4 protein-coding genes (1 of these 4 running past the window's edge) are annotated in these 25,246 nt (G+C 66.2%); 2 read left to right on the forward strand and 2 right to left on the reverse strand.

Annotated features, from left to right (window positions below; all coding sequences use genetic code 11):
• Nucleotides 1-16,184 carry the 3' end of a sigma-70 family RNA polymerase sigma factor gene (locus ACL03I_RS24030; protein ID WP_412807004.1) on the forward strand. 22,681 nt of this gene lie to the left of the window's left edge, so only the last 16,184 of its 38,865 coding nucleotides appear in the window; the start codon falls outside the window, past its left edge; it ends in the stop codon at nucleotides 16,182-16,184.
• Between the two features lie 96 nt (nucleotides 16,185-16,280).
• On the forward strand, nucleotides 16,281-23,513 hold the full coding sequence (locus tag ACL03I_RS24035; RefSeq protein ID WP_412807005.1) for a phosphotransferase family protein: 7,233 nt from the start codon (nucleotides 16,281-16,283) through the stop codon (nucleotides 23,511-23,513).
• Nucleotides 23,514-23,519: 6 nt separating this feature from the next.
• Here ACL03I_RS24035 and ACL03I_RS24040 read toward each other — a convergent pair whose 3' ends face one another.
• On the reverse strand, nucleotides 23,520-24,548 hold the full coding sequence (locus tag ACL03I_RS24040; RefSeq protein WP_412807006.1) for a HEAT repeat domain-containing protein: 1,029 nt from the start codon (nucleotides 24,546-24,548) through the stop codon (nucleotides 23,520-23,522).
• Nucleotides 24,542-25,228 carry a HEAT repeat domain-containing protein gene (locus ACL03I_RS24045; protein WP_412807032.1) on the reverse strand — a complete coding sequence of 229 codons (687 nt, stop codon included), beginning with the start codon at nucleotides 25,226-25,228 and terminating at the stop codon, nucleotides 24,542-24,544. The genes ACL03I_RS24040 and ACL03I_RS24045 overlap by 7 nt, the downstream gene beginning before the upstream one ends.
• Nucleotides 25,229-25,246: the final 18 nt, after the last annotated feature.

Consider the following 25,246-nt stretch of genomic DNA (forward strand, 5'->3'; position numbering starts at 1 on the left):
CCCCAGAATTACTCAAGGACTATACGGATGATTACACGACTTCGATCTTTGTTTTCAAAGTCACTTACAACAACGGCTTCCGGGTCATCGAGAAGCATGTGAGGGACAAGACTCAAGCCAACGCCGAAGAGCTTTCGACAATCATCCTTCAAGCCGCCGGCGCACGACCACCAGGATTCTTGCGCCGCAAGGATCGCGTGTTCTTGGTCGAGTACGTGCCGGGGGTCGAAGCCGATAAGATCACCGCCAGCGGCAGAGATGAGTGGGCACGATTCTTCCACACACCCGCCGCGCAGCGGCAGGGCCTCGGCGACACCGCGATCCGCCCGTGGGATCGACACGAGGGCGGAAATTGGCTACTCGAGCGCGGTATACATCTGCGCCCCATCGACAACAGCAACGGATTCGTAATTCCGTGGACGAAAGACGGATTCACCGATACCGACTGGATGAAAGAGGGATTCGTCAACCATTTCGTCAAGGCGATCAATGGCACGCCGACATGGGTCCGGCACAATTACCCGCGCGCCAGGATTCAAGAAATGCGGCGAAAGATCATCGACGCAGAATCGGAATTCACCCGGCTGGAGCATGAATCCGCCTATCCGGATGTTCTCGAAATCCTCGCCAAAATCGAAGAGAACGCGGTGGATCCGGGAGTACCGCACGTCGGCCCTTCTGACGTACTGCACATTCTGGCGCGGATGCGTGATGAGCTCGCCGACAAGTTCGAACTCGATGGTGAGCGCGCCGACTGGACTCCGTCGGAGTGGCGCCGTGCGGTCACCGATCTGAAACAGCAGTATGCCGACCATATCGATCCGCTCGTCCGGCGTTATGTCAACACCTTGGACGGGCTGGTCAAACTGCATCTGCACGCGCAATTGAACGTCGTGACCGCTGAGGATCTCGGCGCCGGTCGACCAGACGTGGTCACCAACTATCTGGACAACCTGTCGCAATGGCTCACCGAGCTGGAGCAGGACTCCACCCCCACGCTTCTCCTCGGTGAGTCCGACGAACAATGGCAGGCCCGGTTCGATCGCGAAATTGCCACGGCAGCGGACGACGACGAGCACGCACCCCCAACTGATCGGGGTCCGGATCCTGTCGCCATCGATCTCGGCGACGCCGACGAACCCGACACACCGGCGGAGCAATCAACTCGGGGCACCGCGACGCCCGGCGCCACCCCGTGGTCTCGACCCGTACAGAGCGAGACGCCGCCGAAAACCGCTGGGCTCGAGGTGCGCCTTTCACGGCCCGATCCCACCGCATCGGAGCCTCGAGCAGGCGGCTGGACACCCTGGAAGGACAGAGCGTCCCTCACCGAGGCCGCGCGGAACGCAGGCAGCATTCGGAAAGACGTCGTGCCACACTCTCGGTCGGAGCTGCAGGCACCGCCGACCACCGCGCGCATCGATTCGTTCGACGAATGGACCCGGGAACTTCGAGACCTGGGAATCGACACCGAACAGATGATGTCGGACCTGACGGAAATCTGGGACTACGTGCGCCTCGACCCGAAAGTCCACGCGACGTTCGGGAAGAGAATTCAGGAGCTCATGGATGAGTTCCCGGACATCGGCATGGCTACCGCACCCGTGTCCATGCCCGATTTCCTCCGGTACCGCCTGCCGGGCATGACCAGACGGGAACTCGTGTCTGCCGTCGCGAACGAGGTGCGAGGAATCATCGAGACATCGGCGATGGGACACATCGTCGAGCAAGAAATACCTGACAACGTACGCGTCGCCTACCAGAACGTGGCCGGGTCGCTCGAACTCGCCCGAGTCGGGTCGACCCGACAAGAGTTCCGGGTGTTCACGCGACTTGTGGAAGGCAGGGACTACAAAGAAATCGCGACGGAGCTCGAAGTAACGCCGTGGGCGGTGCGGAAGTACATCACATCGATCTACGCCAAATTCGGCATCGAGGCGCGCAGCGGGCTGGAAGCAGCAATCCGCGCCCGCCACGCCGACAGCACCGCCGCGGCCACCTCGCGCAATTCCGCGGCGCCGACCGAGATCACCGATGAGACATCGCAAGCCGACAAATCAGCGCGCCGCCCTGGGGGCATCGACCCGGTCGCGATCGACCTCGGCGATGACACCGAGTCCGAGCACCCCGCACCCGCGCAGCCGAACACGCACGAGGGCCGGGACGACGCGAACATCCCCGAGCGGTGGCGCCTGGAACGTGCCTGGGATCAAGAGCGGATCGCCGCAGTTCGCGCGGGCGACCCCGGCGCTTACGACGAGCTGTACGAGCGGTACTACGGATGGGGTCTCGGTACCGCCATGGAGATTGTCCGCGACCGATCCGACGCCGAGGACATCGTGGCCGACTGCTTCGCCGACCTGCTCGTGAGGATCCGCCGAGGTGACGGGCCAGAGCTCAGTTTCGGCGCCTACCTGCGCACGGCCGTTCGTCACCGGGCGTACGCCGCCAGCGCTCGCGCCGGCCGGCAGGTCCCCACCGACGATATGGCCGCACTCGATCGAATCCAGCTGGGCGGCGATCGAGCACCGGAGGTCTCCGAGGAAACCCCTATCGGTCTGGCGTTCGAATCGATGCCCGAAGAATTTCGCACGGTGCTCTGGCTCACCGCGGTCGAAGGCTACTCCCCAGAGGAGGTAGCCGACCACCTGGGGGCTGCGCCGAGTGAAGTGAACAACCTGATCGCTCGCGCACGTGCCGAGCTGGGTCGGAAGTTCGCGGCGGAAATGCCGCAACACGGCCCGCTGATCAGGGCATTGGCCGCGCTCGCGGCCGACGACGTAGACCTCACCTCAGTGCTCGCCGAGGGCGGCGAAGCGCTTGCGATGGACGACGAACGCCTGGCCACGGATGTGGCCGTGATTCGAACAGCCCAGCATGAGCGGCCCGAACTGCTCGGCAGCGTAGTTCGACGCCTTCGCACCGGCCCGCGGGAATACTTCGTCCGCTGGTTCATGGGGCAGACGGTGGCCGACATCGCGGCCGCCACCGGGCGCAACAACGACCTCATCCGGAAGCGGCTGCACAACGCGGTTCGCACGGTGTCGATGGCGTTGTCCCACGTCGGATCTCCCGCTCTGCGGCGCTCCGAACCGCATCCCAGCGGACGCACCGATGAGGAGATGCTGCTGCTGGTCGAGGCGGTCTGGGCTCACGACCGAGATCTGCTGGAACCGGTCACGGGGCCGGTAACCGAGGCCGAGCAGGCAGTTTTCGACTCATACTTCCGGCAGGGTCGGACAGTGCCGGAAATCGCGACGGCGCTGGCCTGGAGGCCGAAGCGAGTTCGCCGCATGCTGCACCGCATCGCACGGCGCATGGCCTCGACCCTCTCGCCGGAGGTCGTGGAGCGGTACCTGAGTGGCGGACCCCTCCGGCGGGCCACCCAGGTCGATGTCGCCCGGGAAGCGGGAGTCAGCACGATAACTGTGAAACGAATCCTCGCTGGGCATCCGGATGCCGGACCGGAGACGATCGAGCGGGTCCGGGCGGCCGCGCGCCGTCTCGGTGTGCGACATGGGCGGGCCGGGATCGTCGCCGATGGCGAAGAACAGACGTCGAATTCGCCGGTTCCCGTTGTACGCATCGATCACGATCGAGTGCCGTACCACCAGCGGGGTAGGGAGTTGCAGCTCGTCCGCGGGACGTCGAAGGATGAGTTGCGGCGCCTGATCCCGTTCCTTTCCGAGGGAGACCAGAACGTCGCAACGCTGCTGCTCCTGGAAGGGCTGTCCGTCTCCGTCACGGCGGAACGATTGGGCCGCCCGGCTACCTCGGTGCAACAACGCCAACATGACATCGCCGACCTGCTGGCGGCAATGCTGTTGTCGGAGAATTGGGAACTACTGCTGGTCGAGGCGGTCCACGCGCACGAGCCTGCGATATTGGCAGCCTGTTTTCCGCGACTCACCCGTCTCCAGCAGCAGTATGCCGATCAGTACCTGACACAGGGCCTTTCGACACTTGACATAGCGAGGACCCGGGGTATCCAGCAGACGACCGTCAACAAGCTGCTGCGACGAATTGCCCACATACTGGCGAGAGAACTACCGCCCACATTGGTGCGGCGCTATCTGAGGGCTGGCCCACTTCGTCGAGTGACTCTGGCGGACATCGCCATTCGGGCCGGAGTGGCCGAGGGGACGGCGCGCCGGGTACTCGCGGGCGGACACGCCGATCCGAAGACGGAGCAGCGGATTCGGACGGAGGCCGCTCGGCTCGGATGGGCAAGTAGACGTCCCGGCGTCGTGGTGGACAATCCAGACGAGAGGTCACCGGTCCCGGCGGTCCACGAGGGCACCGCCGACTATCCGCGCCGCGGCAGGGCGTTTCGGATCATCCGATCAGCGCCAACGGAAGTGCTGACGGAATGCATCAATCGACTTCCGCGGGACCTGCGAACAGGCGGCGCCCTGTTGTACTCCGACGAGCTGACCATCGAGGAGAAGTCGAAGGCACTGGATTTGTCGCCGGCGCGGGTCGCCGCGCTGCGGCAGGCCGCCGCGCCACGGCTGGCGACATTGCTGTCCGTCGGTGTGTTGCTGACCGACGGCTCGGCGATGTTCCTGATCGAGGCGATCGCGGCGCACTACCCGGATGTGCTGGGGCCGTGCTACTCGCAGCTCTCGGGCACCGAGTGGGAATACGCCGAGCTGTATCTGGTGCAGGGTCTCTCGCAACCCGAAGTCGCTCGAGCGACGGGCCGCAGCCAGAGCACCGTCAAGGGCGCGCTGTATCGGATCGCGCACGTGCTGGCCGGGGAACTCCCACCAGAGCTGGTGTCGCGGATGCTGAGCCGAGGCCGACTCCGGCGAGTGACGCTCGACGATGTGGCCACTCGGGCGCAGGTGAGCAAGGCTCAGGCGGATCGCGTGCTCAACGGTCGCGGCGGAACGAATCCCGAGACGACGAACCGGGTGCGGTCGGCCGCTACCGAGCTCGGCTGGACGCAGCAGCGGCGCGGCATCGTGGTCGTGACCGAGGCGGGTGTCGAGCCGATCCAACCAGCGAGCGTGACGCCGACGACGCGAACCACTACCTCCGATACGCAGCCGACCTCGACCGCTGATCGCATCGACCCGGTCGCGATCGACCTCGGCGATCCGGACGAGACGACGCCGACGGAGGAAACGAGCTTGGCGCACACCAGACGACTCGCGGAGGCAGAGCTCGTCAGACTGCGCGAAAAACGTGATCTCGCCGCCCAGCTACTGAAATTGGCCCCCGAGACGAGTGACAGCGCATTGCTGCGCGAGATCGCGGCCACCCATCCGTTCGACGATGCCTACGCCCTGCGCACCGGCCCCCGCGGCAAAGAACTGATCGGCGACATCGAGCGACACATGATCGCCGAAGACCAGATCCGCCGCTTGAACGGCGCCGCGACCGACCTGCTGCACGCCCAGGTGCACGCGGCGCTGTATGGCGGAAGCGCCCACAGAGAGACAGCTCGGGTAACGGGGATCCTGCAGGAAAGCAGCGGCAACGAGGGCATACTCACCGGCAGCACGGCTCGGTCCATCCCCTACGACGGCCGCGCATCGGCTGCCCGCATCATCAACGATCTGTATCGAGCGGAGGTGATATCGCAGCCCGAGCGGTCGAGCGCCTCAACCGAGATCACCATGGCGGACTTCGAAGCCAGGTCGGGAGGCAGGTTCACAGAACCGTTCACCTCGCACCGCATCGATGCCATACTCAGGCAACTCGGAGATGACGCATCGGTGGTCGTCGACAGCGGAGACGAGCATGCGCGGCCGTTCGTCCTGCACTGCTACGACAACAAGGTCGTGCGGATCGACCCCGGCGCGAGCGACGGCGTGATTCCGTTCCACGCGGACGCTCAGGGTCGACCTGCCCGGGCCCTCTTCCTCGACGGCAACGGTGAACCGGTGCCGCCACGCTTGTTGAACTGGATAGAAACCACCTACGAACTCGAACATCCGTTCCGGCTTGCCGTCGACCGCGGGGTTTCGGGTGATGGGGAAGTCGCCCGCGGGGTTTGGGGAAAATTCGGAGCGGCGGGCGTATTGATCAGGCATGTCGACAGCACCGGGACCGCCAGGTACTTGGTCGCGAAGTCGACGCCGGCCTATTCCCAGGGAAACTGGCAGCTTCCGGGCGGCGCGTTGCATTCCAAGGAAACTCCCGTCCAGGGTGCCACCCGTGAACTCATCGAAGAACTCGGCGTGCGCGAAAGCGACGCTCGGAACCTGCGACTGGTCGATACCTCGGTTGCCCGCGCGGCGCGAGGAAGGCCCAAGAACTGGACCTACACCATCTTCCTCGCCGATACGCCCGAACGGTTCCGCGTCGTCAGCGATGGCGTCGAGACCGAACAGGCCGCATGGCTCACCCGCGACGAGCTGGAGGCGCTGGCGGCCCAGGGTGAAGTCCATTCCGCACTCACCGCGCAACTTCCCGCTCTCTTCGATCGTCTGGATTCTCAGCCACCTCGGCAACCCTGGAGTCCACTCGCCGCGTTCCGGAACGTGTATGACGCAATCGGCGACGACTACTTCGACCACGCGGAGATGGTGAGAAGGAACCACCCGGGTCTGGACGAGCGGTTGCTTCCCGGATACGTCGCGATCCGCACATATACCGGCAATCTCTACTACTTCGAGATGAACGCCGCTCTCCGGTCCGGCGATCCTGCCCGGATCAGCAAATACCACCACCTGATCCAAGGCATCACTACCGCGCTGCACACACTTCCTCTGTACAACGGCGTGGTAGAACGGCAGATCTCCGTGTCACCCGGAGAGCTCGTCCGGCTCTTGGCGAGGTACCGGCGCCGGCAGGTCATCACGGAGCCCGCGTTCGTCAGTACCAGCGTGGAACCCGACAAGATCGGTGGAAATGTGAAGTTCATCATCCACTCGTTCACCGGTCGCGATATCTCGAAGATCTCGAAGATCTCGAGCGAAGCCGAAGTAATTTTCGCCCCAGGCTCCCATTTCCAGGTCCTACGCCGGACCTGGGAGAAGGGGAAATGGGTTATCGAAATGATGGAGGTTGCGGGTACACACGGCCTCGAAGATCACGACGACCGAGGCGCCGCTCAGCAATCGACCGAGGCCGGCCCCACCCAGCGCGATGTTCGCGACACCACTCCCGGCCTCGACCCTGTCGCCATCGACCTCGACCTCGGCGACGGCGACGGCGACGGCGACGGACCGACACCACCGATCGACAACGCCGAGTCGCCCGACCCGCCGGTCGCGCGGGCGAGTAGGACGGCAACCGAGATCGTGGCCGCCCTGGAGCACGCCGACTGGCTGCCGATCGAGGTCAGGGCCGCTGTAGGTGATAACCGGCGAGCGTTGGCCCGGCGTGTCGACAGGCTCCCCGATCTGCAGCGAGAATGCCTGCGCTACAAGCTAGTCGAGGGGCGCACGACCGCTGCGGTGGCCAGCCTTCTGGGCAAGAGCCGCGGGGCCGTCACCATGGCCCAGCGCCGCGCCATGGCGAGCTTGTCCGAGATGCTGCCGCCCGGTTCACGCGCTTGGCTGCAGGCTCCGCAGAAGACAGCGCGGAGTCAGGCGGCCGAGCAGGACAGGACGATCGACACGACCGCGCCGCCCGTGATCTCCGAAGAAGACGCGGCGCTCGACGACGAAATACGTGAGCTGGAGCGTGTGCTCGGCATCGAGACCGATGCCGAGCGCACACTCGAGCTGACGTTGTATATGGACGACAAATTCCGGAACGTTGCCATCGCGGCGGGTGTGTCTCGGCCCGAGTTGCTTTTCGGACGTAAGGAGTGGCTGAGCTGGCTGGAAGCTCGCCACTACGCCGAACAGCATCTCGGCGATGAGCTGAGCGTGGAGTTAATCCTGAAATTGCATGAGCTGCTCGGGCGGCGGACGGCACCGGAGTCGGCAGGAAAGTTCGACGGCCCGGACGGGACGGCCGCGGACGTCGCAGCGATGTGCGAGTGGTTCAACGGCGCGGTGAGCAACCCCGACAAAGACCCCTACGAAGTAGCCACAGATCTCGAGCTGTGGAGCATTTCCGGGCGTCACGGGGAGGGCGACTATCACCGTCCGCTGTCCAGGATCCTGCTGAATTGGGCGCTCGAAAAGCAAGGGAAGCACCCCAGCGCCATTCCGGATTTCGACGAAGATGTCCTCACCATGCGGGACGAATGGGTGGACACGGTCAACGCGGGAAGCCTGCGGTACCGACTGCTCGAAGCCCAGGTGGAACAATCCGCGGGTATCGCGGATCCGGTGGCACTGCTCGGTCTCTTCGGTGCGCGAGAGCGCTACCGCCGCATGGGTGGAAGGCCCGCGCCGTTCGTGCCGGGAGAAGAGCACGATGCCCTCGCTTGCAAGCGACTGCTGGCCACGCTGCTGTCGGACGCGCCGCTGCCCGAAACCGACGAGCAGGTACTGGCAATCGTCGACCGATCGCTGCGTGACGGGCCGAACGGGGGCGGCGATACAGCGCCCCAGCTGGAGAGCACCCCCCACGAACCCGCAAAGCCGACATCATCCGGTAGCCGCGTCGACCCCGTCGCCATCCACCTCGGCGATAGCGATGAGTCCAAGCGAACGACAGCCTCGTCCACAGGGCCGAGCCGGACCACCTACGAGACGGTGCCACTGCCGGAATCCCTGTTCGAGCCCGCGGACGACATCGAATTGGTGTGGCCTGAGGTGGATTCGCGCGGCTGGTTCGTGGTGCCCGGGACGGGGCCCGACAAGCAGCCTTATCACACCGGCAATCCCGAAGACGGCGACCCTTTCATCCTGCTCGCCAACGGAAAGTTCGTCACCGCCGACACGTTGCACGAGGATCTGCTCAGCGCACTCCTCGCGCAGGGCGTATCGCTGGATGAGATCAGCGGCTTCGGATGGTGGCGGGTCGGCGGCCGAGTGAAGGGTATCGATGCGTTCAGCCAAGGTTTCGAGGAATGGAACGGGGATCCGATGAACCCCGCGCAGATCCTCGACGCCTTGGAGAACAGCGGAGCGGATCTCAGCGGGTGTGAATTCGACGCACAGTTCGGTTCCGAGCACCAGGGACTGATGTGGCGAGGCGCGGCAGCCGAGATGCCTGTCGGGCAGATACTCAGCCACGAAGGCGACGCGTACAAGCTGCTGTCCGGTTACTCGTCGGCCGACGACGGCGCGGGTAACCGCGTGATCTTTTGGACCGACCTTGTCGCATGGGAAGCGACCGCCGAGGGCCAGTCGTTCACCATCCGGGTCAACGCGGCCCGAAGTGAACATGCCGAGGGCACGATCACCGTGCGCGCCGACGGTGGCTCTGTCGAAGCGCATTACACCGCTATCCGGTTCGGACAGGATCGAGCGCGAGCATCTCTCGCGTGGTCGGCCGTGCACGACCAACTCACCTCCTGGCTCACCGATTCCGGCGCGTCTTGGGCGATGGGCAGCGAAACGGCGCCGACCGAGGACATTTCCGTCGCGGCCGGCCGACCCACGACAGTGGCGCAGTCGGCCCAACGGGCCGAGCGAATCATTCGTGCCGAGCCCGAGGGCCGATACAGCCCGAACGCGGCATCGGAAGCCGCGTCCTGGCTGGCCGAACAGCTCGACGGCTGGCCCGCCGAACAAGTGAACGTCGCGTGCACCGAACTCACGGCCATGGTGACCGACGCCGCCGAACACCGCCGCGGCCGAGTCCACCTCATGGCGGAGACAACCGATGACCGGCTGCGCGTGACGCTGCTCGACACGCACGCCCCCTCGATGCCGCGGAACGCGCGAGGCGGTATCCCGACCCGCTCCGGTCTCGCTGTCCTTCCCGGACGGGCTGCGGCAGTCGATGCTTCGACGCCGATGCGCTCCGGCATCGAGCTGTTCAAACGCCATGAGGACGGCTGGCACCAAGCCGTATGGTTCGAACTGCGCAAGCCTCACCCGGACCAGAACACAGGGCTGGCCGAGGCACTGCAATCGGCGGACGAAACTCTCGGCCCAATCCCGGATATCACCCAGGCGGGACGACCAGGCCGCAAACCCGCTACGCCGCAGCCACGGACCGGAGCCGAGAACCTCAGCTCAGCGGAATCCGACAGCCTTTCCGGCCCGGAACAGAACCGGTCCACACCGACGAACAACCGACCGGTCGGCAACCGCATCGACCCAGTCGCAATCGACCTGCTCCCCGAGCCACAGCCGAACGACCCGGCGGTCGACGGGCATCGAGCCGACGCGAATGCACTCCGAGCGAGGCTGGAGTGGTTCCGGAGGAATGCCGTCGAAGGCGATGCGGCCCTCGCGCGCATCCGGAACGGCATGGGCCGGGCGCATTTGGCACATGACCCGACGGGAAATCGCGCGGACGAGATCATCGACGCGTTCCGGGAATACACCAAATTCGCCGGGCCCAACATGCCACTACGCGCAATGGGCCGAAACCTTACTCCGCATCAGCGAATCGAACTAGCACGACGGGAGGTGACTCGGGAGGAGGTCCTCGCGGCCGGAGCAAGCCTCGGCTGGCCGGAAGCTCGGTTCCGAGAAGAAGCCGACATCATTGCCGCCCAGATCAACCGGATGGACTGGGCATTCCGGAACGCCCTTCCATCCACCGGACCGGTCACGATGATTCGAAAGCTGGACGATCTCGTGCGGGTCTTCGGTCGCACCGACAACTTGCTCGGTCACCGATCGACCGACTCCGGTTACACGTCGCTTTCACTGTCGGATGAGGTGTTCGCGGACCAGGATGTCGAGGTCGTCGTCTACGCGGATGCCGGATCGGCGCTGATCGCCGTGGAGTCGGTTTCGGCAATGGACACCGCGGACGAGAGTGAGTACCGCGAACGAGAAATCATCGCCCCACGGGGATCGACTCTCGTATTGCTCACCGAGCCGACCGAAGTCGACGGCAAAATAAGACTCGAAGCCGAACTCGTCATCGGGTTCCATAAGGATGCGCCCCAAGCACGCCCGTATCCGACGGAATTCCCGCCCGCCACAGTCGAACCAACTCCCGACTCCCGCTGGGCCTTCGGCACCGCCGAGGGCGCGGACGGATCCACGCTTCCAGCCGATCCACACCCCACCCGACAGGAGAACGAGCACGCGGCGCGCGCAATCGCCGCACTGCACCATCAGTTCGGCGAGCACGCGACACTGCGGTCGCTGGTCGAGCGCGTCGACCCCGATGAGGTAGTCGATGCTGCCCGGGCCCGCGCCGGAAGGAATGCGCGCTGGTGGTTCTCGCTGTCCACCGAACAGCAGGCGGGGATGGTGGCGGTACACCCCGCCCTGATCGGCAATACCGACGGCATCCCGTACACCGTGCGCGATTACGCCAATCGCCGGTCGATCACCCGGCAGCTCACACAGCTGCGCCGGATCATCGGGCACCGCGGACTCACCGCCGCGGAGAAGGCGCATCTGCTCAACCTGGAGACCACCCGGGATCAACTGGCCGAAATCGAACGCCGCGTCGAGGACTTCGGGTCGCCGCCGGTACAACTGCTCGCCTACGACGCCGAGAAATACGACGGCAACGGCCGGATCTCCGTCTCCATCGGGGACGCCGACGAAGCGACGAACGTCACCCGCCATGTCGGCGGCTTCGGGACCACGCTGCGGTCACTGCTGTACCGATACGGGTTTGCGGGTGCGCAATACGAGATGACCTCACGGTATGCACCCGAAGAGACCGTGGCGGCCATCATCGATATCGGCTACGAACACCCGACCAAACTGCTGAAGGGAACGGTGCCGGTTCTCCCGTTCGATCCCCTCTATCACCGGTTCGCCGAAGTCGGGGGCTATGTCGTGGCGCGAGATACCGTGTCCTACAACAGCACTCGCGAGTCTTTGGCAGAGCATCGGGGCACCGCGCTGCCACGACTGCACACTCTCCTCGGACACAGCTACGGCTCCACGACCGTGTGCTACGCGGGCCGGGACGCTCGGCTGGCCGGCGAGATCGACCAGGTGGTTCTGACGGCCTCCCCGGGCGCGGGTCCGATGACTCGGGCTACCGACTTCGGTATCGGGGCCGAGAACGTCTACGTGCTGACGGCGACCCGTGATCCCATCGCCTGGCTCGGCGCCACCGCTCCCGACCGGCGCGGCCGATTCCTCAACCGCGGTCTGGGACCGGATCCGGCCGGCGAGTCCTGGGGAGCGGTGCGGGTCACCGCGGAGCCACCGAAGACACCAGAGTTCCGCAAGCGCATGCAGGTCCATCAGGGTTACAACTCGTATGCCGATATCGAGGCCCGGGTGCCGACCGAGTCGCTGGACAATATCGGCCTGATCACCGCGGGTCGTGGCGCCGAGGCCACCCGCGCCGAACATCGGCCGGCCCGAGGGGGCCGCGGTCCGGCGCTTCATGTCACCGATCCGGAACGCAGGCGGGCCGCCCGCACCCGCGCACTGAACGACGGCTTCGCTCCGGCGGAGGCCGCCGAAATCGAGCAGCTCATCGCTGAACTGCTGACCTTCCGCGACAAGGACGGCAATCGTCCGTTCGCCTACCTCGAGAACATGCCGATTCCCGACGCCGCCGAACCGTCCGGGCCGGATTGGGTCGCCAACCGCGGGCAGTGGCTCCGGGCGCTGCGCAAGGGCGACCGCGCCGCGCTGCGAACCGTAGAACTCACCGCCAAAGATGCCTTCGAACTGAAGCGCTTGCTGCGACGCTCCCCCATCTACCTGACACTCGCGCTGGTCGTCGCCACCGGTTTGAAAGCCGAACAGCTACTAGGTATTTCCGACCACGGCCCGCTGTTGTTCAAACAGCAGAAGCGAATACAGGGGAACGAGACGATCACCGTCTGGAAGTTCCGGACCATGCCGGAGGACGAGCCGGAAGGACCCACCAGCAGCGCCGCCGTCGATCGGGCCATGCCGTTCCAGCGGTACCTGCGTGACACATCGCTCGATGAACTGCCGCAATTGTTGTCGATCGCGACGGGAACCATGTCCTACCTGGCTGGCAGACCGATGCTCGACGGCGACCGTGTCCAGATGCGGAAAGTACTCACACCCGAGGAATACGAATTCTGGGAGCAGCACCGCAAGAACGACCTGTGGTCGGCACTGCACTTCCCCGGCTGCCGCGGTTTCGACCGCGAGTCGCCGGAGTATCTGCGCACCAGATATCTCGCGGCCCGACTCTATTCGATGATCGGAAGCCGGTCGGTCGACGAGTACATGCTCGAGGTGATCGACCAGTACCTGCTCGGCATAGTTGGCAGCCAGGGCCGAGTACTGATCCAGAAGCTCGCCGCCCACCTGCATGGCCGTTTCCTCTCCAGCCCCGGTGCGAGTACGGAGACGACCGATGTCGCAGCACAACCGTCGCTCGACGCCGAACCCACGCAATCCCCCGATGGTGACACCGATCGACCGGCCGTGGACAGCGGCGCGGCGCAACCGTCACCCACCCCGGTGGAGCCCGCGCCCGACGACCCGCTGCTCGAGCGGATCCGCGGCATCAACCCACTGCGCAACCGGGACATCAGCGCCGAGTGCACCCTCGCCGCCGACCTCCGGCTCAGCGGGCGACCCGACATCGTCGCCGAACCGTCGGAAACAGGACGAGTACCCGGTGACGACAGTCGATCCCACGTCCGGTTCATCCAGGCCCACTACGACACGACGTTCCAGCACGTCGAGAGCTGGACCGACCTCGAACAGCAACTCCTCGACGCCGGCCACCTGGCACGCGGCATCATCGCCTACCGCCATCAACCCTTCGGAGGTTCGCAAGGCCACACCGTCAACGTCGTCAACTACCACGGCAGCATCCGCTACGTCGACGGGCAATCCGGCCGAGACGTCACCAAGAGCATCCACGCACTGACCAACCGACTCACGGTACCCGCGAGCCACCGCAACCGACCTCCCGATATCGACGCCCACTTCCTCCGCACCGACGGCCACTACACCGGATCCCGCCCCGGCGCACCGGGTGTAGCGAGGCCCGTCCCTGGCCCGCCCACGGTTGATGAGCCCGCCCGCGGGCCTGGGGACTCCGACCGGGACCCGCAAAGTTCGCCGGAATCCGGAATTTTCCCGGGCACGTCGAGCACCCGCGGTAACACAAAGACCCCCGGCAACAGCGTCGACTCCGTCGCGATCGACCTCGACGAAGACGCCGAGGACGATAATTCTGCCGAAGGTCCGCCGGCCGACGCTCCTGTGCATCCGCTCGACGGCGCTCAGGTGGTACGGCGGATCCTCGACGGCCCGTCGGTACCCGTGCAATGGCAACCGGCCGCGCAGCTGCCGGACAGTGTGCTGCTCGCCGCGGCCGTCGAGCAGGATGTCGACCTGGACGCGATCCGTCGGAGGTGGGAAGAGCTCCAGGAGGAGTATCCGGAATCGGGGTGGCGTATCGGCGGAGGGCTGTTGTTCCGTGGCGACACACGTCCGCGCAGCGACCTGTGGGCGAACGGGTTCGTCCCGCTGTCACAGCGCGACGGCAGGGTTGTCTACACGACGGTGCGGGTGAATCGAGCCGCCGATTACGGCGAATCGGTGCTGGTGGACGACGAGACCTCGGAGTGGACCCTCGTCCATCAGATCTACGTCGTCGACGCGCCCGGCGGATTCGGAGTGGTGGACGAGAACGGCGGTGTCGTCTCCGTGCACTGGCCGGGAGGCCTGCGTAGCGATCGCGTCATGGGCTGTTTCGAGATCCCCGCGCAGATTTGGCGGGGCAATTTCGCCGCACTTGCCGACGAATTACCGCAGTACTGGCGCCCCAACCCCGGATACTTGCCGGACGGCCCCACCGATACAGGGACGACTCCCGGCACCCCCCAGGACCCCGTCGCGATCGACCTCGGCCCCTACGACGACGACGCCGAGGGCCGCGATGTCGTCGTTCCCGGGCACGCCACCGGTACCCCGGCGGGGGTTGCCGAGCTGGTGGGCGAGGATCTGTCGTTTCGCGGCGATGTCGCCGAACAGCTTTTCGCACAGCACATCCCGGAGGGCGAGCCGCCGGTGACGACGACTCGCGCCGCCTGGGAGCGGGATGTCCGCCGTGCGGTGCGCGGTGCGGAGGCGAGGCTCGCGGGCCTACGCCCCGGCCCGGGGACGGAATCGGGATCGGGCTTGCTCGGCCTGCCGCCGTTGTCCGAGATGTTCTGGTCACGAGAAGATCCGGAGGACGACGGCGCGCAGCCTGTCGGCCTGCACAGCCCGCCGATACTCGACGGCCTCGTCCGGGACAGCGCACAGGCGGGATCGCATGAGAATCACACCGCATTCGGCCCACCCGCCTGGGTGTACGCGGCATTCGCCGTCCGCAATCCCTGGCCGCCCGAGGTACGGCCGCAGGTGCTCAACTGGTGCATGCAGCAGATTCGGCAACGGCACTACGGCGCCGGGGAAGCCGACTTCCACCGCTACCTCGCGGTCGAAGCACGAATCGCGGCCATCCGCCAGGCACTCCAGGCGCCCACGGACATCGCTACCGACCCGGGCCGGTACACCGATCTGGTGTCGGCGTTTTCCACGAACCTCACCTTCGTGCGCCGCGAAGCGGCCATCGGCCGGGCCCTCCTGAATCGTGGGAAGCTCAGCGCCGGGTCCGAGTACGTGGCCGGCCTGCGTCGGGAAACGGAACATCGACCGGTACCCGAGGACGAAGGTCAGCGTGTGCTCGAAGCCTTCACGAGGCACCTGTCCCGGGGACGGCCGTCGAACCTCGACGCCTATATGACACCGGCACTCGATGAGCCGCTCCCACCGCGGCTCGGGTCTTCGATTCGAAGATTGCTGGAGAACCGACGGCAGGTCGAGTTGAGCATCGCTATCCAGCCTCCGGCGACACAGACACAGCGCAGAACACACAGACTGAACGTGACTGGCGCCGCCTACGAGCCGGACCCCGCCCGCGAGGGGGCGGTACGCCTCCGCATGCGCGCCGCGGTGATGATCGATCAAGCTGAATTCGGCGATACAGACCTGATTTTCGAGCTCGATGCCTCCGGAATCGTCACGGCTTACGTCGAGCCCGGCCCGGCCGGCGACTTCCTACCGGAGTATCGGTCCGCTCGGGGCGGCACAGGACGAGGGTCGTTCCTCGACTTGGTTCGGCACTTCGTGCGCGGCATCGGCGCCGATGTGCTGCGGGTGAAGGTGGCCGACGACGTGGGCGCCGCGGAACTGTCCGGTCGCGACCTGCTGTCGCGCGCGGGCCTCGCACCGGTCGAGAACGCGCCGTAGTGGCTGAGCGAACGCTGTGCACCACCGGCGGTCGCGGCCGAGCCCGCCCCTTCGGGCCTGGACCGACGACTCACTCGCGAGCAGGTGCTCGGATTGATGGAACAGGTCCGCGTGACCTCGCCGCACGAGTCCGAAAACCAATGCGGTGTCTGGCATCTGCCGCTGCCCGCCGGACCGGGGGCGACCTCGGCACCGATGGTGACGGTCCGGGTGTACCTGGACGAGGCGGAGCGTTTGGGCTTCGATCTCGACTCGCTGGCCGTGCCGGCGGCGGAAGCGTCGGACCTGTTCCACCAGGCCGGGGTGCGCGGCCCGCGGCTGCTCTATGACTCCGAATCGTCGCCGATGGCACTGGATTTCAAGACCCGCGTGACGATTCACGAGCACATCGCGGGCGATGAAGTCCTGCCGGACGAGGGTTGGGACCGCACAACCGAGGACGTCTTCCTCGAGTTGTCTCGACTACACGGCCTGTCCTCCACTCCCCACACGAAGCATCTATGGGACCGGAAGCAAGAACGCCGGGTGCTGGCACTGGAGCACGGCGACTTCGACCACAGGCTGGACACGCTGATCGGCGGCGTCCCGCTCTTCGTCTTGTGGCAGCCGACGCTCGTCAACGAGGGCAGCGAGCTGATGGGCTTCACGCACGGCAACCCGATCCGCCGCAAGATGCGGCGCGGCGCCGACGGCCGCATCGGGTTCACCGATTCGAAACTCGCGCAATACGCGCCCATCGCATGGGATTGGGCCCGGTATTACCTCGTGAACGACTGGGCCGACGACGCCGAACGACGTGCTGTGCACTCCGAAATCCGCACGATTCTGCAATACCTATACGGAGACGGTGTCGGTGACGAACTGGTAGCGGACTTCGAGCGCTACGTGCAGCTGGAGGCACGCAAGTCGATCATCGGCGATGCCTACCGGTTACCCAAGAAGATCGCCACAGGGTTCGCGACAATCGAGGAGGTGCTTCCGGACTTCTACCGGAACGTCGCCCTCGTCCGCCGCGCCGCCGGGCAGGACCCCATCTCCGAGGAGGCGGTTCACGATCTGCTGGCGGAATGGGCGCTACGTGAGCTGGAACTGCTGGACACGTCCGCCGCCGCGACGACTGCCTGGGAGATTCCGCCGGCTCGCGCGACGGAACCACGCCGGTGGATGCGGCGGATGCTGCACACGGCCGACAGGGAGCTCGGTGCCGGTCACCACGATGTGGACAAGTCGGCGGCACTGGCCGCCGTGCAACGCTGGGACGGACCGCGACGGCTGGAGCCGGTCAGGCTGCGGTGGCTGGGCTCCCCGGAGGGCTTCCTCACCGCCGTCGTCACGGCTGCGGTCGTGGAAGGCACACGCATCAGCGGCGAGGTCTATTTCACCTTTGTCACGGATGCCTCCGGCCGGATGGTCGCAGATTGCGTCGGCGACCTGGAAGCCCAGAAGGTCGAACCTCTCGTGCTCGACTTCGTTCGTGACGCGGGCGCGGACCGGCTCCGGGCGGCGTTGGTCAGTGACTGGGCGGCTGCGGCTCGGGCCGGATTCGACTTGAACAGGGAGCATCCCGGTGAGAGAGAAGCAATCCGCGAGGCCTTGTGCGACGCCATAGACGACCTCGAACAGCGCGTGCCGACCGTCCCGCCCGGCGTCGCAGAAATAGGCCGAAGGTTGCGAGCAGGTGACCTCCCTACGCTGAGGGAACTGTGGGATGCCGGGCTGGTCGACGCCGGCGTTCCGCTCGAGGAGATCCTCGCACCGTGGGCCGCGTGCATCGACATGGCCGACGCACCTACTGCCGCGGATATCGAATGGAGCCAGCCGAAAGCGCGGCCGGTCGTAGCCATCCCCACGGACCCGCCCGCACAGGAAACGTTGCTGGACAACATCAAACGAGAAGGCCGCGGCACCCTGGACTCGAAGGTTGCCGCCAGGCAGATCCTGCGGGCCCGACTCCGAGCACCCGACTACGAGGGAAACAACAAGCGGACGTGGCGCTATCGAGACGACAACGGCAACCGGATAGTCGTGCACCAGGTACTGCCGACGACCACAGGTGAAAAAGACCTCACCCGCAACCCCGATCCGTCGCACCGGAATGTCCGCTGGTTCCATTGGCTTCCGTTCGATGCACCCGATGCCGTGCAGCTTGCCGGAACTGTGACCGATGTTCCGGCACGGGTATACCGGTGGCGCGATTACTACGTGGAGGAGTATGCCGACGGACGCACCCCGGAGCCGGATGATCCGAACTGGGATCTGATCTTGAACAAGATGTTCGAGGCGAAGCGACGTCTGCTGGATATGCGGCTACCCCCGCATCTGCAGGTGCGGCCTGTGACCGAACACCTCCACCTCTACCTGGATCAGCAGCGCCGCAACTACCGTCGCCGCGCGCCCTGGCTGGATCGGCTGTTCCGCCTCGCCCCGCATCAGGCCTGGTCGCCGGATACCGACGACGCGATTTGGCGGCCGAGCCTCAATCACAACGACATGACGCTCAGCAACCTGCGAATCGACGACGAGAACGACACCGCGACGCTGATCGATTGGGACAATGCCGCCGTCACCCACCCGCTGTGGGATTACGTGACGATGCTGTGGTCGAACTGGCCGCCGGAGATCGCCGAACAGGTCGAGAACAAGATCAGAACCGAGGTTCGCGATCTCGAGGCCAACGGGCTGGTCGGACCGGGCGCCGAAGCGGAACTGGATCGGCTGCTGACAATGGGTTGCCTCGACTCGCTCTACGCCGATTCGCGCAATTTCGTCCAGCAGATCGCGGAGGATGCCGGCAAGGCCGACCGGCTCACCGGACGGTTCTACTCCGACTATCGACGGCTGTGCCGCCTGCGCGGATGGGAGCCGGAGTCGCCGAATGTCGTTCGCACGCTGATGCTGGAAGCAGTGAACGAGGTGTGCGCGAGGCAGGGGCTGCCGACGCTGCCGAATGAGCCTGCGGCGCAGCCGATCCGGCAGGCACCATCATCCGCGGAACGTCCGGAGGCCGTCGCGCCCACGGCACGTCCGCATCCGGCTCTGCCGGCCGCCGAGGTCGCAGGCGACACCGAACTCCTGGCTGTCGTGAACGGTCTGCTGGATCGACGGTACGGTCCTCGCGACTACGCCGTGACACCGACCGCCGCACGGTACACCGACAACGCCGGGAATCGGTGCTTGACCGTATCAGCCACCATTGTCGCCGGGGGCACGTGGCGCGTCGGCGAATCGGGCGACATGCGTTTCCATGTCAGCCAGGGCGGAGCCGCCGAGGGCCTACCGGGCGTCGATGAAGCGGGCGATATGCGTTTCCATGTTCGCCGAGACGAAAATGGCCGGGTCACGGTGACTTTCGACCACCTGGTGGTCGACCCGGCCTTCGCGGGCGGACACTTCGCGCAGCACTTCGTTCCGCAACTGCGCCAGTGTGTCGGCACGGATGGCCGGGTCATCGTGCCCGTCAACGGCCCGACCGGCTTCACGATTGCGGCACAGCACGGTCTTCGGCTGGATTCCGATCCGGACCATCTGGCCGAATCGCGGGAGAGCACGGCGCACCTGCTGAGCACCGACCCGCGGGAACTCATCGCCGACCCGATGCTCGACCGGTTCGACCGGCCCGCCGAGGCACGACCGACCTTCACGGAGCTGGCCGCGTATCTCGAGCCGTCATCACAGCAGTGGCCGCAGGACCGCAGGTGGTGGGGCGTGCTGGACAGTGCGTCCACGGACGTTTCCGATCCACTCCCCGGTGCGGCTCCGCGACCGACAGCCCGGATGGCGTCCATCGGTGCCGAGACCGAGGATCCCGCGTTGACCGGAACCGACATCGAACTTCTCACCACGCTGTTCCGCAACCGAGCCCACTTCGCCGGGAATCATCACGGGGTCTGGATCTTCGAGCTGAACGGCCGGAAGGTTGTCATCCGGGCGTCGATCAATACGCCGAATCCCAATTTCGATCCCCGGATCGGCCTCACGTTCGGGGAATCCGCCGCGGTCCAGCTGTGCCGGAAGGCCGGTGTCCGGGTACCGGCGCTGTATCACGTCGGTGCCCAGGAGTCCTATCCCGAGCATTACCTGTTCCACGAGTACCTCGACGGGGAACACCCCACACCGGATGATCCGTGGCAAGACGTCGCGGAGACCGTGTTCCCGGCGCTCGATCGCCTGCACGCCTTGCACGCCGAGCACTGGGCCGAGGCCGAACCCGAGCAACAAGTACCCACCACCCGCGTCGAATGGGAGCAGCGACTGGTTCGCGAGGTGGCACGGATCCCCCTGGAGTTCGACACCGATGATCGGCTGCACGGCGAACTGGGTCTGCCCGGCCTGTACGAGATCTTCGCCGTGCGGCCCGCAACGAACGACGATATCCAGCTCGGTGTACTGCACGGCGATCCGACCTTCCTCAACATGAAGCTGGGCCCCGATGGGGCCGGGCTGCTCGACCTGGAACTGACCCAGCCGGGATCGCCGGTGTGGGATTACGTGGCGTTCGCGACAAGGAACCCGTGGCCTACCCCCACCGTCCGGAACAAGGTCATGAACTGGTGCCGGGCGCGGCTGCGGCGCGACCACGGCGCGGACGCTGCTGCGGACTTCGACCGATATCTGGTGCTGGAAGCATGGAAATCCGTTGCCGGAGACAGCTTCCGGTTGCCGCTGCTAATCGCCCGCGACCCGAGTTTCCTCGCCGACGCGACGGATGCGTTGCACCGCAACCTGAAGGTCGTGTTCGCGGCCGCGGGTCGACGGGCACCGGATGAGATCCAGGTGCGTAGCCTCTTGCAGCGATGGTCTCGCCAATTCGTACGGCAACGCGAAAACCACCTGACGGCGTCGGATTCGGCTACCGACCGATCGGCAGCCGTCGAACCGGTTACCCAGGCGACGGATCCGGACACGTCCTGGCTGCCGCGGCTGTCGGTGCGCGAGTTGCTGATGCGGGCCACGATCGGGCACGACCGCGCCGCAGCGGAGGCCGGCCTGTCCGAAGCCATCGCCACCCTGCGGTGTGCCGACGGACCTGCCAGGCTGGAAGCTCTCGCGGCGGAATACGAGTCGCTCGATGACGCTGACCCGGGCGTGGTGAGCCGCATTCGGCTGCGCACCGTGCTGATGGACGGCACCCGCGAATACGGCGAAATCACCGTGCGTTTCGACCTCGACGAGTACGGACGAGTCACCGCACGCCCGGAACCCATCGGCGCCGACCTCGATCGCCTCGCCGCCGACTACGGCGGCCCGTACCTCCTCGGACCAGCCGAAGACCTGGCCCGGCGGATGGGCGCCGATGCGATCGAGGTCGAGGTTTCGCGCAAAGACGGCGTCCGAGCGGCGCGGTGCGGTTACAGCTGGGTCGCCGAGCCCGGCGGGCAGGCCGGGCCGAGTGCGTGGTTCGCCCGGCGATGGGCGTACAAGGACCTCACCGATCCGGCGCTGCCGACCACCCCGATCACATTCCGCCCTGCCCTGCGCCGCCCGCAGGGCACCGATTACCTGCTCGACATCGCCGAACCGGTCCACGACGGCGGCTTGCAGCTCGACGATGCGGCCCGCATGCTGATCACCGTCGTGACGAATTCCCCCGATGTCGCCGGCCATTACACGGAGGTCTGGTGCGTCACCGACGGCAGCGGAAAGCCGGTGAAGGTGCGGCGCATCGTCGCCACGCCTGGAGACAAGGATCTGGCCGCCAATCCCACGCATCCGAAACTGCTCGCCGGAGACCGGCTCGTCGACCAGGTCGCCCTGGACGACGAACGCGCGGAAGGTCTGGCCCGGCAGGCAGGTGTCGACGTACCGACGACGATGGCCCACTCCGACGACTACTCGTTCCGCGAAATGGGCCCCGGCCGCGTCCCCACGACCGGTGACCCGGACTGGCCACGGACTTTGCGTGCGCTGCTCCGACAGTTGCGGCGGTTGCAGGCGGTCGAGCTGCCCGACGATCTGTCGGTCCGCACCGTAGCCGACCAGGAACAGCTGTACCTGAGCATGCAGCGGATCAAGCAGGAACAATCTCATCCGTTCCTGCACAGCATGCGAGTACCGCTGCCGCACGAGATCTGGGTGCCGGGCGACACCACCTGGACGGCCGGGCTGAGCCACGGCAACGCCACCTTCCGCAACCTGTGGGTCCGGCCCGACGGCGAAGTACGCCTCGACAACTGGAATCTCACCGGCGTCCGGCACCGGTTGTGGGACTACGTGACCGTCTTCTGGAACTCATGGCCGCCGGAGGCCCTGGCCCGGGTGACGATCATGGTGGAGGACGAAATTCGCGACCAGCACGGTGAATCCGGAGTTCGGGAGTTCCAGCGGCTGCGCGCCATGGCCGCCCTCGACTCGCTGTACACCGACTCCCGATACTTCGTGCGCAAGATCAGCATCGACCCCGCCACAGCCGGCCCCCTGACACGTCGCTTCTACTCCGACTACCTCGCCCTGTGGAGCTACGCCGAGACGACCGGGCAGTGGCCGTCACGGGGAACGCGACTGACCTATCAGCAGGTCCGCGACCTCATGCTGCATGCAGCCGACCCGAGCCGGCCCCGCCCCGACCTGCCGAGCACCGGTCTCGACACCACAACGCACTCGACTCGGCGGACCACCGTCGCACCGGACCCGAATCTGTCGGAGGTGCCGGCCATCCCGGATCTGCTCGCCGAACCCCCGGCCGAAAGCGAGTTGCTACCGAGATTGTCCGGCCTGCAACGGGAGTACGGCCTCGAGCTCGAGCTCCGGCTGACCCGTGTCAACTATCTGCGCACCGACGACGAGTCCATCTCCGGGATACGGATCCGCGGCGTGTTCGTCAGCCGTGGCGAGAATCCGGCCGAGGCGGGCGATCTGGATCTCTCCATCGAGTTCGACGAAAACGGCTGGCTCACCGCACGATTCGACAAGCTGTGGATAGAACCATGGCAAGCCCACACCAGAGCCGGTGACCAGGTCGTCTCCCCACTCCGCGCTTACCTCCGTCGGTCCGAGGTGGAAGATGTGACCTTCACGGTGCACGGTCGCCGCGGGGCTCGCGCCGCGATCAGGCACGACCTCGACTGGAACGGCGTCACCGATCCCGACCATCTCGCCGCAGGCATGCGGGCGCTGAGCAGCCGCATCCGTGCGGATCTCGCCTTGGAAGCGGACGCTGTGATCACCCGGGAGTTGCGACAACTCCTCGACGAACTGGATAACCCACCGAACGACGCCTCACCGAACGACCGCTACCCCACCCTCGCCGAAATCGACCGCCACCTGCCGAGGGGAATGCACGCGGCCGACTTCTTGAAGGGATTCCACTGGATCGGCCACACCACACCGTGAGAACGGTCAGGGTTGCCCCGGCTCCTCGCCCGGTCGTGCTACGAGCGTTTCCACGAGGGCCGACGCTATGGCCGCCACGGCGCGATCCTCATCGCAGGACAGTTGCCGCAGGGTGTCCAGCGCGATGGTCCCCGGCATTTCAGCGAGCGCCTGGGTCAGTCGGATTCGCACCGCCGAGTCCGCCGCATATGCGGTGAGCTGTTCGGCCAGCGCACTGATGATCCGATCCGCCCACTCCGCGTCCTGCGCCAGCGTTCCCAAGAGTTCGGCCGCCTCGACATCGTTCGGGCCTTCGACCACCGTGTCGACAAGCGCGGGCACGGCCCGGGTCACGCCGCGCCCACCCAGGGCGAGAGCAGCGTGTCTGCGGACCGTCGTGTCCGGGTCCTCGAGGGCGTCCGTGAGCGCCGCGGTCGCCTCGTCGCCCGGCAGCTCGGCGAGCGCGAGGACCGCGCGCCGCCGGACGTCGACGTCCTCGGAGCCCAGGCCGGACGCCACGCTCGCCACCCCGTCACCGCCGGCCCGTGCCAGCGCCCACCGCAAAGCCCCGGCCACATACGGATCGGATTCGGTGAGCACCGCCTCGGCCAGCAGTTCGGCAGGCACCGCTACGTCCTCGGCCGGCGCCAAGACGGCCTGCTGCCGCCGGGCGGGGCTCTGCGAACCGAGTCCGTGCAGCAGTTCGATGATGCGCAGGACGTCTTGCCAGCGGGAGGGCTCGGTGGAATCGACCGCACGAAGCCGCTCCAGGAGTTCTCGCTCCCGGTCCAGTCGTTCTCCGGCTTTCCGAATGAGGTCTCCGACCAGCGCGGACGGGGTGAATGCGGCATCATCGAGAGCGCGCCCGATCTGGCTCAGTGACAGCCCCAGGGAGCGCAGGCCCTCGACATGGAAGATCCGCCGGATGTCTTCCGGCGAGTATTCCCGGTAACCGCCCACGGTGCGGCCGGTCGGTCGGACCAGCCCGAGTGAGTCGTAGTGCCTGAGCATGCGGGCGCTCACTCCCGAGCGGCGCGCCACCTCACCGATCAGCACGCAGTCGTCTCCTCCCGATCCGGGCCGAGCGCGACGACCCGCCGTGCCTCGTCGACGGCGAGGTCGAATCCGGCGTCCGGATCGCGCAGGAGCCGCTCCGTGGCGCGCGCATGCGCCCGCACCGTTGGATCGGGATCAGCCATCGCGGTCCGGAGGACCGGCTCGACCACCTCCCCGAGCGCGACCAGAGCGCGGCTCAAGCTCAACCGTACCTCCCGGTCTCCCCGGCCGAATTGCCTGGCCAGCTCCGCGCCCAGCCATTCCGTCGCTTCGTGGGGCACGAGAACGACGGCAGCACGCCAGGCACTTCGCGCGACTTCAACGTCGGCATCCTGGAGCAACGAGCTCGTAATCGCCGGCCACGCGCTCGGATCGCCGATCTTGGACAACGTGTGCAACGCTTGGCTCCGGGCCTGCGCACGCTCGGAACGCACCTCCGTGAGCAGTCTCGGCACCGTGAGCTCCGCCGGGAGCCGAGTCAGGGCCCACGTGAGCATGTCCCGCACGAAGAAGTCCGGCTCGATCGCGCACCGCTCTACCAGCGCATCGATGAAACCGGGTTCGGGATGCGTGCCTACCGCCAGCGCCGCCTGCAGCCGCGTCGACGAATTCGCGGCCGCCAATGCGTCGAGCAGCCGGGTGTGCTGTGTATTGCTGTGTGTCGAATTGATGGGGACCACCTCCGACAGCCAGTGAAA

It is taken from the genome of Nocardia sichangensis, from assembly GCF_047200615.1.
GTDB classification, from domain to species: domain Bacteria; phylum Actinomycetota; class Actinomycetes; order Mycobacteriales; family Mycobacteriaceae; genus Nocardia; species Nocardia sichangensis.

Excerpts from the sequence above, each read along its gene's own strand:
- ACL03I_RS24035 (WP_412807005.1), top strand. The coding sequence starts at position 16,281 with ATGGAACAGGTCCGCGTGACCTCGCCGCACGAGTCCGAAAACCAATGC.